The 12,012-nt window shown below is 61.7% G+C and carries 14 protein-coding genes; 5 read left to right on the top strand and 9 right to left on the bottom strand.

What is annotated here, in order from left to right; genetic code table 11:
• Positions 1 to 148 precede the first annotated feature (148 nt).
• Positions 149 to 463 (top strand): quaternary ammonium compound efflux SMR transporter SugE, encoded by a 315-nt coding sequence (sugE, locus tag ACMDCM_RS04605; protein ID WP_412772463.1) that lies wholly within the window; start codon positions 149 to 151, stop codon positions 461 to 463.
• Here the strand turns inward: sugE and ACMDCM_RS04600 are convergent.
• The 8 genes from ACMDCM_RS04600 to ACMDCM_RS04565 form a co-directional block, all read right to left on the bottom strand.
• Entirely contained in the window at positions 456 to 1,460 is a 1,005-nt protein-coding gene (locus tag ACMDCM_RS04600; protein WP_412772462.1) for an inorganic phosphate transporter, read from the bottom strand. The two genes, sugE and ACMDCM_RS04600, sit on opposite strands and share 8 nt — an antisense overlap.
• Positions 1,461 to 1,474: 14 nt before the next feature.
• Positions 1,475 to 2,119 (bottom strand): DUF47 domain-containing protein, encoded by a 645-nt coding sequence (locus ACMDCM_RS04595; RefSeq protein WP_412772461.1) that lies wholly within the window; start codon positions 2,117 to 2,119, stop codon positions 1,475 to 1,477.
• Between the two features lie 155 nt (positions 2,120 to 2,274).
• Entirely contained in the window at positions 2,275 to 3,246 is a 972-nt protein-coding gene (locus tag ACMDCM_RS04590) for a branched-chain amino acid ABC transporter permease (protein WP_412772460.1), read from the bottom strand.
• Position 3,247: 1 nt separating this feature from the next.
• Positions 3,248 to 4,111 carry a branched-chain amino acid ABC transporter permease gene (locus ACMDCM_RS04585; protein WP_412774665.1) on the bottom strand — a complete coding sequence of 288 codons (864 nt, stop codon included), beginning with the start codon at positions 4,109 to 4,111 and terminating at the stop codon, positions 3,248 to 3,250.
• Positions 4,112 to 4,207: 96 nt separating this feature from the next.
• Positions 4,208 to 5,440 (bottom strand): ABC transporter substrate-binding protein, encoded by a 1,233-nt coding sequence (locus tag ACMDCM_RS04580; protein ID WP_412772459.1) that lies wholly within the window; start codon positions 5,438 to 5,440, stop codon positions 4,208 to 4,210.
• A 140-nt stretch (positions 5,441 to 5,580) separates the two neighbouring features.
• Positions 5,581 to 6,336: an ABC transporter ATP-binding protein gene (locus ACMDCM_RS04575; RefSeq protein WP_412772458.1), complete on the bottom strand. Its 756-nt coding sequence runs from the start codon at positions 6,334 to 6,336 to the stop codon at positions 5,581 to 5,583.
• A complete protein-coding gene (locus ACMDCM_RS04570; protein WP_412772457.1) occupies positions 6,329 to 7,084 on the bottom strand; it encodes an ABC transporter ATP-binding protein in 756 nt (251 codons plus the stop codon). Before ACMDCM_RS04570 ends, ACMDCM_RS04575 begins: the two co-directional genes overlap by 8 nt.
• A 216-nt stretch (positions 7,085 to 7,300) precedes the next feature.
• Positions 7,301 to 7,663, bottom strand: a complete 363-nt coding sequence (locus tag ACMDCM_RS04565) for an ArsC family reductase (protein WP_412772456.1) — start codon at positions 7,661 to 7,663, stop codon at positions 7,301 to 7,303.
• A gap of 113 nt (positions 7,664 to 7,776) precedes the next feature.
• On the opposite strand from ACMDCM_RS04565, the gene ACMDCM_RS04560 reads away from it, so the two are divergent.
• From ACMDCM_RS04560 to ACMDCM_RS04545, 4 genes are all read left to right on the top strand, one after another.
• Positions 7,777 to 8,223, top strand: coding sequence for a copper uptake system-associated protein (locus ACMDCM_RS04560; protein WP_412772455.1), 447 nt, complete (start codon positions 7,777 to 7,779; stop codon positions 8,221 to 8,223).
• A 135-nt stretch (positions 8,224 to 8,358) separates the two neighbouring features.
• The gene (gene thrS, locus ACMDCM_RS04555; RefSeq protein WP_412772454.1) at positions 8,359 to 10,404 is read left to right on the top strand and encodes a threonine--tRNA ligase; all 2,046 of its coding nucleotides are present in this window, start codon (positions 8,359 to 8,361) and stop codon (positions 10,402 to 10,404) included.
• A 79-nt stretch (positions 10,405 to 10,483) separates the two neighbouring features.
• Positions 10,484 to 11,047 (top strand): nitroreductase family protein, encoded by a 564-nt coding sequence (locus tag ACMDCM_RS04550; RefSeq protein WP_412772453.1) that lies wholly within the window; start codon positions 10,484 to 10,486, stop codon positions 11,045 to 11,047.
• A 341-nt stretch (positions 11,048 to 11,388) separates the two neighbouring features.
• Positions 11,389 to 11,724 carry a hypothetical protein gene (locus ACMDCM_RS04545; protein ID WP_412772452.1) on the top strand — a complete coding sequence of 112 codons (336 nt, stop codon included), beginning with the start codon at positions 11,389 to 11,391 and terminating at the stop codon, positions 11,722 to 11,724.
• Between the two features lie 53 nt (positions 11,725 to 11,777).
• Here the strand turns inward: ACMDCM_RS04545 and ACMDCM_RS04540 are convergent, their stop codons facing one another.
• The gene (locus tag ACMDCM_RS04540; protein ID WP_412772451.1) at positions 11,778 to 12,002 is read right to left on the bottom strand and encodes a hypothetical protein; all 225 of its coding nucleotides are present in this window, start codon (positions 12,000 to 12,002) and stop codon (positions 11,778 to 11,780) included.
• Positions 12,003 to 12,012 lie beyond the last annotated feature (10 nt).

The raw sequence follows: 12,012 nt of genomic DNA, 5'->3' as shown, positions 1-12,012 counted from the left end.
CGGCCTCATATATCAGGCGGAAGGACGACCTTCCATCAGCCTGTTTTGATCGAGCGTGATCTTGTCCGAAAATCGGGTCCCGCTTTTCGCAGATCATGCTCCAACATCCGCGGGGACGACCCTGCCCGTTTTTCAAGGAGGGTTCGTCATGGCCTGGTTCATTCTTTTCCTCGCCGGTTTGATGGAAGTCGGCTGGGCGGTCGGCCTCAAATACACCGACGGGTTCACGCGACTGCTGCCGTCGGTGCTGACGCTGGCGGCCATGGCCGCGAGCCTTGCGCTGCTCGGGCTGGTGCTCAGGACGCTGCCGATCGGCACCGCCTATGCGGTGTGGACCGGCATCGGCGCGGTCGGAACCGCGATTCTCGGCATCGTGCTGTTCGGCGATCCGGCGACTGTCGCGCGGCTCGCCTGCATCGGGCTCATCGTCGCCGGCATCGCCGGGCTGAAGCTCGTTACTTGACGAACGCCACCGCCCAGTAAGCCAGCGCGGCGACCATCGCCGATGCGGGAATGGTGAAAACCCAAGCATAGACGATGGAACTCGCAACGTTCCAGCGCACGGCCGACAGCCGCCGGGCCGCGCCGACGCCGACGATGGCGCCGGTGATGGTGTGGGTGGTCGACACCGGCACGCCGAGGAACGTCGCCATGAACAGCGTCGCCGCGCCGCCGGTCTCCGCGCAAAAACCCTGCATCGGCGTCAGCTTGGTGATGCGCAGACCCATCGTTCGCACGATCCGCCAGCCGCCCATCAGCGTCCCCAACGCCATCGCGGCCTGACATGCCAGCACCACCCAGAACGGAACCTCGAAATGGTCGCCGAGATGACCCTGCGAATACAACAGCACCGCGATGATGCCCATGGTCTTCTGGGCGTCGTTGCCGCCGTGGCCCAGCGAATAAAGCGACGCGGAAAAGAACTGCAGGATGCGGAACGCGCGATCGACCGCAAACGGCGTCGAACGCACCGACAGCCACGAAACGATTCCGACCAGCACCAGGGCGAGCACGAAGCCGACCAGCGGCGACAATACGATCGCCAGCAACGTCTTCGACAGGCCGCTCCAGACCGCCGCCGAAATCCCCGCCTTCGCGATACCGCCGCCGACCAGCCCGCCGATCAAGGCGTGCGAACTGCTCGACGGGATTCCGAGCCCCCAGGTGATCAGATTCCACACCATGGCGCCGACCAGCGCGGCGAAGATCACCTGGGGGTCGATGACGCTGGGCTCAATGATTCCGGTGCCGATGGTATTGGCGACGTGCAGGCCGAACACCAGAAACGCGATGAAGTTGAAGAACGCCGCCCACAGCACCGCATATTGCGGCCGCAGCACCCGGGTCGAGACGATGGTCGCGATCGAATTCGCCGCGTCATGCAGCCCGTTCAGGAAATCGAACAGCAAGGCGACGGCGATCAGGCCGACCAGAACCGGAAGACCAAGCATGGCGTCCACGGCGCGGCCCTGCCCTATACCTGCTCGATGACGATGCTGCTGATCTCGTTGGCGACGTCGTCGAAGCGGTCGGCGACCTTCTCCAAGTGATCGTAGATCTCGACGCCGACAATGAAGTCCATCGCGTTGGCGTTGCGGTGCTTCAGGAAAAGCTCCTTCAGGCCGATATCGTGCAGATCATCGACGCGGCCTTCCAGCTTGCCGAGTTCCTCGGTGATCGCCGTCAGCATCGCGACGTTGTTGCTGATCGACTCGAGCAGCGGCAGCGCGCGGACGACCAGATTGGCGCATTCCACAATCAGCGCGCCGATCTCGCGCATCGGCGGCTCGAAGGTTCGCACCTCGAACAGCACCACGGCCTTCGCGGTCTGCTGCATCTGGTCGATGGCGTCGTCCATCGAGGTGATCAGATTCTTGATGTCGACGCGGTCGAAAGGGGTGATGAAGGTGCGGCGGACGGCGGTCAGCACCTCGCGCGTGATTCCGTCGGCATCGTTCTCGAGCTGGCTGACCCGCTGGCAGAACACCGGGGTTTCTTCACCGCCCTTCAGCATTCCCTGAAGCGCCTGCGCGCCCTGCACGACCGTCTGCGAGTGGCGGGCGAAAAGGTCGAAGAAACGCTCCTCTTTCGGAAGAAAGGACCGGAACCAACGCAGCATCGCAGTATCCAATTTGCAGACAAAGAACCGGGCCGCCAGTCCGGATCGCACGGACGTCATAAACCATTTCCGGGAACGGTGGGCAATCGGCATCGCAACCGGCGGCATCATCCACCGGTTTGTGCGGCCTCGGACGGCTCCGTCCGTGATGGATTTTACAGCGATCGCTTGAGATAATGGGCAATTTCACCGACAAGGCCACGGCGGAAAGTCAGCACGCAGACGACGAAGATCGCGCCCTGGATCACCGTGACCCATTGCCCGAAACCGGCCAGATACTGCTGCATGGCGATGATCGCAAAGGCGCCGACCACGGGCCCGAAGACCGTGCCGAGGCCGCCCACCAGCGTCATCAGCACGATTTCGCCCGACATCGTCCAGTGCACGTCGGTCAGCGAGGCGTTCTGCGCCACCAGCACCTTGAGCGATCCGGCGAGCCCGGCCAGCGTGCCCGACAGGATATAGGCCAGAAGCTTGTACTGGTCGGTCTTGTAGCCCAGGGAAATCGCACGCTGTTCGTTCTCCCGGATCGCCTTCAGCACCTCGCCGAACGGCGAGTTGACGGCGCGGTAGATCACAAGGAAGCCGAACAGGAAGCCGCCCAATATGACGTAATAGAGCGCGTCCGGATGCGAGAGGTCGAGGACCCCGAACATCTTTCCCTGCGGAACCCCCTGGATACCGTCTTCGCCATGAGTGAACGGCATTTGCAGATAGACGAAATAAAGAAGCTGCGCCAGCGCCAGCGTGATCATCGCGAAATAGATGCCCTGTCGGCGGATGGCGACGACCCCGGTGACGATACTCAGAAGCGCCGCCGCGACAACGCCCGCGACGATCCCGAGTTCGGGCGGAACACCCCACACCTTCAACGCATGCGCGCAGACGTAGCCGGCGGTCCCGAGAAACATCGCATGGCCGAACGACAACAGGCCGCCGTAGCCGAGCAGCAGATTGAACGCGCAGGCGAGCAGCGCGAAGCAAAGTCCCTGCATTACGAAATACGGATAGATCCCGGTCATCGGGACGATGGCCAGCACTACGGCCATGAGAATGAAAACGATCATCTCGTCGCCGATGACGCGATGGCTTGTGGCTCGAACAGGATGGTCGGTCGATGCCGCCATGTCAGACCGTCCGCCCGGTCAATCCCGTCGGCTTCACCAGCAGCACCAGCACCATGAGCACGAAGACCACGGTGTTGGAGGCTTCGGGATAAAAATACTTCGTCAGCCCCTCGATGATGCCGAGCGCAAATCCGGTGACGATCGATCCCATGATCGACCCCATGCCGCCGATCACCACCACCGCGAACACCACGATGATGAGGTCGGCCCCCATCAACGGCCGCACCTGATTGATCGGCGCCGACAGCACGCCGGCCAGCGCGGCGAGGCCTACCCCCAACCCGTATGTCAGCGTGATCATGCGCGGCACATTGATGCCGAACGCGCGCACCAGCGTGGGGTTTTCCGTCGCCGCGCGCAAGTAGGCGCCGAGCCGGGTCCGCTCAATCAGGTACCAGGTGGCGAGACAGACCACCAGCGAACATACGATCACCCAGCCGCGGTAGATCGGCAGGAACATGAAGCCGAGATTGATGCCACCCTGCAATTCGTCGGGAATGGCATAGGGCAGGCCGGAAGAGCCGAAATAGTTCTGAAATACGCCCTGAATGATCAGCGCCAGACCGAAGGTCAGCAGCAGTCCGTACAGGTGATCCAGCCCGGCCAGCCATTTCAGCATGGTCCGCTCCATGACCATGCCGAAGATGCCCACGAGAACCGGCGCGATAATCAGCGCCGGCCAGTAGCCGATCCCGAAGACGTTGAGCAGGAAATAGGCGCAGAACGCGCCCATCATGTAGACCGCGCCGTGCGCGAAATTGATGATGTTGAGCATGCCGAAGATCACGGCGAGGCCGAGGCTCAGCAGCGCGTAGAACGAGCCGTTGATCAACCCGATCAGAAGCTGCGCGAAGAGGGCCTGCAGGTTGATCGACATGTTGCTCCCGGATTCAACCTATCTGTAACCAGCGGATAAGGTTGCCCCGGCGGGGCGGCTTAGCGCCGCCGGGCAACCACAGCGTCAGTGCTTGACCAGCGGGCACTTGCTTTCCGACAACGGCCGGAACGCCTCGTCTCCGGGCGTGGTGCCGATCAGCTTGTAGAGGTCCCACGGCCCCTTCGACTCCGAGGGCTTCTTGACCTCGAACAGGAAGGCCGGATGAATCGCGCGGCCGTCGATCCGGATCATGCCCTTGCCGAACAGCGGATCGTCGGTCGGCATCTCCTTCATCCTGGCCACCACCCTGGCGCCGTCATGCGGATTGCCGCCGAGCGCCTCCAGTGCCTTGAAATAGTGCAGCAGGCCCGCATAGACGCCGGCATGAACCATCGTCGGCATCGCATGCGTCTTCAGACGCTCGCTGAAGCGCTTGGAGAAGGCCCGGGTCTGGTCGTTCGCGTCCCAGTAGAACGTCTCGCTCAGGCTGAGCCCCTGCGCCACGTTCAGGCCGAGCGAGTGGACGTCCGACAGAAACATCAGCAGTGCGGCAAGCTTCTGGCCGCCCTTGACGATGCCGAATTCCGCGGCCTGCTTGATCGAGTTGGTGGTGTCACCGCCGGCGTTGGCGAGCCCGATCACCTTGGCTTTCGATGCCTGGGCCTGCAGCAGATAGGACGAGAAGTCCGCCGTGTTCAACGGCGCCCTGACGCTCCCCAGCACCTTGCCGCCGGCGGCCTTGACGACCGCGGCCGTATCGTTCTCGAGCGCATGACCGAAGGCATAATCCGCCGTGATGAAGAACCAGCTATCGCCGCCGGCCTTCACCATCGCGCCGCCGGTGCTGTGAGCCAGCATGTAGGTGTCGTAAGTGAAATGGACCGTATTCGGCGTACACTGGGTGTTGGTCAGTTCCGAGGAGCCCGCGCCGGAATCGAGCAGGATGCGATTTTTCTCCTTCACGATATTGTTGACCGCAAGCGCGACTCCGGAGTTCGGCACGTCGGCGATAACGTCGACCTTGTCGGCGTCGATCCATCGGCGCGCGATTCCGGCGCCGACATCAGGCTTGTTCTGGTGATCCGCGGAGATGACGTCGATGGTCCAGCCCTTGGCCTTCAACCCGGAATCGTCGGCCGCCATCTGCGCCGCGACGACCGAGCCTTCTCCGCCGAGGTCGGCATACAGGCCGGAAAGATCGGTCAGCACGCCGATCTTGACGTTCTTGTCCGTCACCTTGTCCTGGGCCATCACGGCGGAGGTGATGCCAAAGGTCAGCGCCGTGCCGACGAGCAGAACTGCTAGTCTGGTCCTCATTTTCTGCCACTCCGTTTTGGTCTCGTCCGGGGACGCCGCATGGAGTCTTTCACCGTTTCATGGAAACGATGAAAGACTCCATGTTCTTGATTGACGCGTTTTCTTCACGCGAACCGGATTCCACTTCGCTCGAAACCGCTCTAAACACCGAGATAGACATGAAGTTTGTCCATGTTGGCCTGCAATTCGGAACTTGCGAAGCCGTCGATGATCCTGCCGTGTTCGACGACGTAAAAGCGGTCGGCGAGCGTCGCGGCGAAGCGGAAATTCTGCTCCACCAGAAGGATCGTGAATCCTTCGGACTTCAGCCGCGCAATAGTGCGGCCGATCTGCTCGATGATGACCGGCGCAAGGCCCTCGGTCGGCTCGTCAAGCATCAGGAAGCGCGCGCCCGTGCGCAGGATGCGCGCGATCGCCAGCATTTGCTGCTCTCCGCCGGACAGCTTGGTGCCCTGGCTGCGCAGCCGTTCCTTCAGATTGGGAAACAGCGCGAAGATCTGGTCCAGCGACAGGCCGCCGCTGCGCACCTGCGGCGGCAGCATCAGGTTCTCGCGCACATCGAGGCTGGCGAAGATACCCCGCTCCTCCGGACAGAACGCAACACCCAGACGCGCGATCTTGTCCGACGAGGCGCGCGAGATGTCGTGATCGTCGAAACGGATCGAGCCGGTGCGCTTGGCGATGATGCCCATGATCGCCTTCAGCGTCGTGGTCTTGCCGGCGCCGTTGCGGCCGAGCAGCGTGACGACCTCTCCCGCCGCGACGTCGAAGCTGATGCCGTGAAGGATGTGGGATTCGCCGTACCACGCCTGAAGATTTTGAACCGCCAGTATGGCCTCGCCGGCCGGCTTTGCGGAACCGGCAACGCCCGGCGCGGTCATCGTTCCGTCAGCCATGACCGGCTCCCAGATACGCTTCCCTGACGCGCTCGTCCTTGGTCAGGTCGGCATAATTGCCTTCGGCGAGAACCTTGCCGCGCGTCAGCACGGTAATGATATCGGAGAGGTTCGCGACCACGCTCAGATTATGCTCGACCATCAGGATCGTGTATTTCGCCGAAATGCGCTTGATGAGCGCGGCAATCCTGTCGATGTCCTCGTGCCCCATGCCGGCCATCGGTTCGTCGAGCAGCATCATTTCCGGATCGAGCGCCAGCGTCGTCGCGATCTCCAGCGCGCGCTTGCGTCCGTACGGCATCTCCACCGCAAGGGTTTTCGCGAACTCGCTCAAGCCAACCTGGTCCAGCAGTTCAAGCGCGCGACCGTTGAAGCGATCGAGCACCGATTTGGAACGCCAGAAATCGAAGGAATGGCCGTGCTGGCGCTGCAACGCGACCCTGACATTTTCAAGCGCGGTGAGATGCGGAAAGACCGCCGAAATCTGGAACGACCGCACCAGCCCGAGCCGCGCCACGTCGGCCGGAGCAAGCGCGGTGATGTCCCGCCCGTTGTAGGAAATCCGACCGGCCGACGGCTTGAGGAACTTGGTCAGCAGGTTGAAGCAGGTGGTTTTTCCCGCCCCGTTGGGGCCGATCAATGCATGAATACTGCCACGGCGAACGCGCAGACCGACGTCGCTCACGGCGATAAAACCGGCAAACTCCTTGGTCAATCCATGAGTCTCAAGAATGAACTCATTCGCCACTCAGAATTCCCCCTCAGCTATCGCTCGGTTCCCCTCGCGGCTGAGTCTTTAAGACTGCCGGACCCGTTCAGTGCGCTGGATACCACCCGGACACGGGACGCCTTCAAGAATATGAGTCAATGGATGGGGTTAGGCAAGGAGCAAAGTACATTCGGCGTACGAGGCTCGCGATCCATGGCCATCAACGGAGATAGCGCCGTGACCGCAGGGGCAGCGCTAGCGTTTCTTCGACGTCCGAAACTCTTTCTCGTAAACCTCCGGCTTGAAGCCGACGAGCAGCTTGTCGCCGGCCTCAAGCACCGGACGCTTGATCATCGAGGGCTGATCAAGCATCAGGGCCAGCGCGCGGGCCTCGGTCAATCCCGCTTTGTCCGCGTCCGGCAATTTGCGAAACGTCGTGCCGGCGCGATTGAGCAATGGCTCCCAGCCGAGCTTTGCGGCCCATCCCTTGAGCCGGGTGCGATCGATGCCGGCGGCCTTGTAGTCATGGAAGTCATAGGCGATGCCGTGGTCGTCCAGCCACGCGCGCGCTTTCTTCATGGTATCGCAGTTCTTGATGCCGTAGATTGTATTGGCCAAGGCGGGGCTCTCCGAAAATCGCGGCCTGAAACCTGCGACGTGGATTTTTACAGCGACGCGGCCGCAGCCGCCTGTGAAGCAACGTAGTGAGGCGGATGTATAAGGAGATTTCGGTGCTGACGAAACTGTTTGTCGCGCTCATCGTACTCTGGAGCCTCACCGGCTCGGCGATCGCCGGACCGGACGAGGACGCCGTGCGCGACCTGCTCCATTCGACCTTCGACAAGCCGGACGCAAAGCTGGTCGTCGAACCGGTGGTCGCCACGGCGGGCTATGCGATCGCCGGCTGGACCCAGGGCGAGATGGGCGGCCGCGCGCTGCTGCGGAACAAGCACGGACGCTGGACCATAATTCTCTGCGCCGGAGACGGTATCAGAAGCGCCGAAGCATTGCGGCATGCGGGTATTGCGCCCGACGTCGCAAACGAACTCGCGCAGGCGCTCGCGAAAGCCGAGCAGTCAATTCCGGCCGACCGCCTTGCGATGTTTGCCCGCTTCGAAGGGCTGCTGCGGATGGATGAGGCGGGCAACCATCCCCCCATCCATGACACCCAGCATTGATCGAGGGCAAAGCCCGCTCCCCGGATTCGGACGGCGGCGGACCGTTTCAGCCGTTGCAACGGCCGAAACGCCTGCTATACCGCTGCATCCCGCTTACCTGCGCTCGTTCGCAGGAGTGAGCCACAGGAGAGATCGATGTCCGACAAGAACGAACCCGCATCGGGATTCCAGTATGGCCTCGCCAACCTGAAGCCCGTCTCGCCCGCCGATAACGTCACCCTCACCTTCCCCGACGGCGCGCAGCGCGAATTTCCGAAAAGCACCACCGGCCTCGATATCGCAAAAGGCATTTCACCGTCGCTGGCCAAGCGCACGGTGGCGATGGCGCTGGACGGCGTCGTCAGCGATCTCGCCGACCCGATCGAACGCGACGCAAAGATCGAATTCATCGGCCGCGACGACCCGCGCGCGCTGGAGCTGATCCGGCACGACGCCGCTCACGTCCTGGCCGAAGCCGTGCAGTCGCTATGGCCGGGAACGCAGGTGACCATCGGCCCGGTGATCGAGAACGGCTTCTATTACGATTTCTTCCGCAACGAGCCGTTCTCGCTGGAGGACTTCCCGGCGATCGAGAAGAAGATGCGCGAGATCATCGCGCGCGACAAACCCTTCACCAAGGACGTCTGGGACCGCGAAAAGACCAAGCAGGTGTTCCGCGACAAGGGCGAGGCTTTCAAGGTCGAACTGGTGGACGCCATTGCCGGCAACGAGCCGATCAAGATTTACTATCAGGGCGACTGGTTCGATCTCTGCCGCGGCCCGCACATGACCTCCACCGGCAAGATCGGCAACGCCTTCAGGCTGATGAAGGTGGCCGGCGCGTACTGGCGCGGCGACAGCAACAACCCGATGCTGACGCGCATCTACGGCACCGCGTTCGCGAGCCAGCAGGACCTCGACGCCTACCTCAAGCAGCTCGAGGAGGCGGAGAAGCGGGATCACCGCCGCCTGGGTCGTGAGATGGATCTGTTCCATTTCCAGGAGGAAGGTCCTGGCGTCGTGTTCTGGCACGCCAAGGGCTGGACGCTGTTCCAGGAAATCATCGCCTATATGCGCCGTCGTCTTGCGGCAGATTACGACGAGGTCAACGCGCCGCAGATGCTCGACAAGTCGCTGTGGGAAACCTCCGGGCACTGGGAATGGTATCGCGAGAACATGTTCGCGGCGCAGTCGGCGGGCGACGAAGCCGAGGACAAGCGCTGGTTCGCGATCAAGCCGATGAATTGCCCCGGCCACGTGCTGATTTTCAAGCACGGGCTCAAGAGCTACCGCGAACTGCCGATCCGCCTTGCCGAGTTCGGCGTGGTGCACCGCTACGAGCCATCAGGAGCGATGCACGGGTTGATGCGCGTGCGCGGCTTCACGCAGGACGACGCGCACATCTTCTGCACCGAGCAGCAACTCGCCGAGGAGTGCCTCAAGATCAACGACCTGATCCTCTCGACCTACGAAGACTTCGGCTTCGAAGGCGAGCTGACGGTCAAGCTCTCGACGCGTCCCGACAAGCGCGTCGGCTCGGACGCGGCGTGGGACCATGCAGAAAGCGTGATGACGGCCGTGCTGGAGCAGATCAAGGCGAAGTCGGGCAATCGCATCACCACCTCGATCAATCCCGGCGAGGGCGCGTTCTATGGGCCGAAGTTCGAATACGTGCTGCGTGACGCCATCGGCCGCGAGTGGCAGTGCGGCACCACGCAGGTCGACTTCAACCTGCCGGAACGTTTCGGCGCGTTCTACATCGACGAACATTCCAACAAGGTCGCTCCGGTGATGATCCACCGTGCGATCTGCGGCTCGCTGGAGCGTTTCGCCGGCATCCTGATCGAACATTTCGCCGGGCATTTTCCGCTCTGGCTGGCGCCGGTGCAGGCCGTTGTTGCGACGATCACGTCGGACGCCGACGACTATGCCAGGGAAGTCGTCGCGGCCGTCCGCCACGCCGGCCTTCGCGTCGAGATCGACCTGCGCAACGAGAAGATCAATTACAAGGTGCGCGAACATTCGCTGGCGAAAGTCCCCGCTTTGCTCGTGGTCGGCAAAAAGGAAGCCGAAAGCCGGTCGGTATCGATCCGCCGCCTCGGAAGCGACGGCCAGAAGGTGATGCCGACGAACGAGGCGATCGCGGCGCTGGTCGCGGAAGCGACGCCGCCGGACCTCAGGAGAAAAAACATCCCGCAGTAGCGGTGTATTCCGAAGGAGGCATCAGTCGCGGGCCTTCTCGTTCACACGCCAAGCGGCATCGGTTTTTTTAGAGAGCAACATGCCCGACACCATTGATTTTCTGCGCACCCGCCGCTCGGTCAAGCCACGCGACATGAGCGGTCCCGGCCCCTCGCCCGCCGAGATCGAGACCATCCTGACCATCGGTTCGCGCGTGCCCGATCACGGCAAAGTGGTCCCGTGGCGGTTCATCGTGTTCGAGGGCGATGGACGTGCCCGCGCAGGCGACGTCATCGCCCGGGTTTACGCGCGCAAAAATCCTTCGGCGCCGCAGGAAGAGATCGAAATCGAAAAGCACCAGTTGATGGAAGCGCCGCTGGTGATCGGCGTGGTAAGCTCGATCAAGCCACACCCCAAGGTGCCGTCATGGGAGCAGGTGCTGTCGGCAGGCGCCAGCGCCATGAACATCGTCAATGCAGTCACAGCGCTAGGCTACGGCGCGAACTGGCTGACCGGATGGTTTGCCTACGATCGCGACATACTTGAAGGCCTCGGATTGAGGCCGGATGAAAGATTCGCAGGCTTCATCCATATCGGCACGCCGACAAAGCCGAGCAAGGATCGCCCTCGCCCCGACCTGTCGGATATCGTGACGCGGTTTTAGTAGACTTGAATTTTGACAATCGTTGAGCCTGCCGGCTGTGGAAGCGAAACGGCCGCCGCTCAGTCGTTTCCGCGGTTCATGCCGCGGAAGTTCAACCAGGATTATCGACCCAAGATCGGCATCGGCGATCGCAAGGTGCGGCACTCGCCACGGCACGCATTCAAACGCAACTGTCACACGGCGGTGTTGATGAAGCGACCCGCGACTGCTCGGCCGGGCACGTTGATGGTTCGGCCGGTGCGGTGTATGTGCATAACGTGTCAGTAAAATCCATGGCGAATGCAATTGAGAAGATCGCCTCTTTGATCTTTAGTCGCACTAAATAAAAGGCTGCTTAAAATATGCCTTCTCCTTCACGAACCTACAGTGACCCAAGCCACGGTCAAACGGCCGAAGAAATCGAGCGCTACTATCGCAACGTCAAAATTGGCGATCTAGCAGCGATTAGAAACAGCCAACATGGACGTCTTGAAATCAAGATCACGACGGTAAGCAACACCAATCCAGAAGCTGGAATCATACATTTGAATGATGAGGCCGTATGGGGCGGAGTCGCTTATTCTGCGAAGACTGGAAAGAGCTATTACGCGTCCGGCGGCCAGTCATCGCTTATCGTTCCAGATGAAACGGTTACGGCTTGGGCTAAAGCAAATCCGCGCGGCACTCCCGATTATTGATGTGTCGTCCTCGCTGGCGCGAGACTCGCGACCAGATGCAAGCGGCGCACCAATCACTTTAGACGCCGACTGAACGCCACAAGAGCAGCAATAATGTTGGCGACGGTCGCCGTCGTGCCTTGCGCATCCAGCAGACCCAAAAAGCTTTCGTCCAACATCAATGCCGCGTACTTTCGGTCGGGATGAATGCGTCGCGAGGACACCTTCAGCGCGCGGGATACGCGGGATAAAAGAGCGAACGAAAGCTGTAAAAACTCGTTGTAAAACTCAGGCGTCAAGATCGGCCAA

Origin of the sequence: Nitrobacter sp., assembly GCF_047149785.1 — a bacterium.
GTDB lineage: Bacteria > Pseudomonadota > Alphaproteobacteria > Rhizobiales > Xanthobacteraceae > Nitrobacter.
This window is presented reverse-complemented; position numbering and strand designations above follow the sequence as displayed.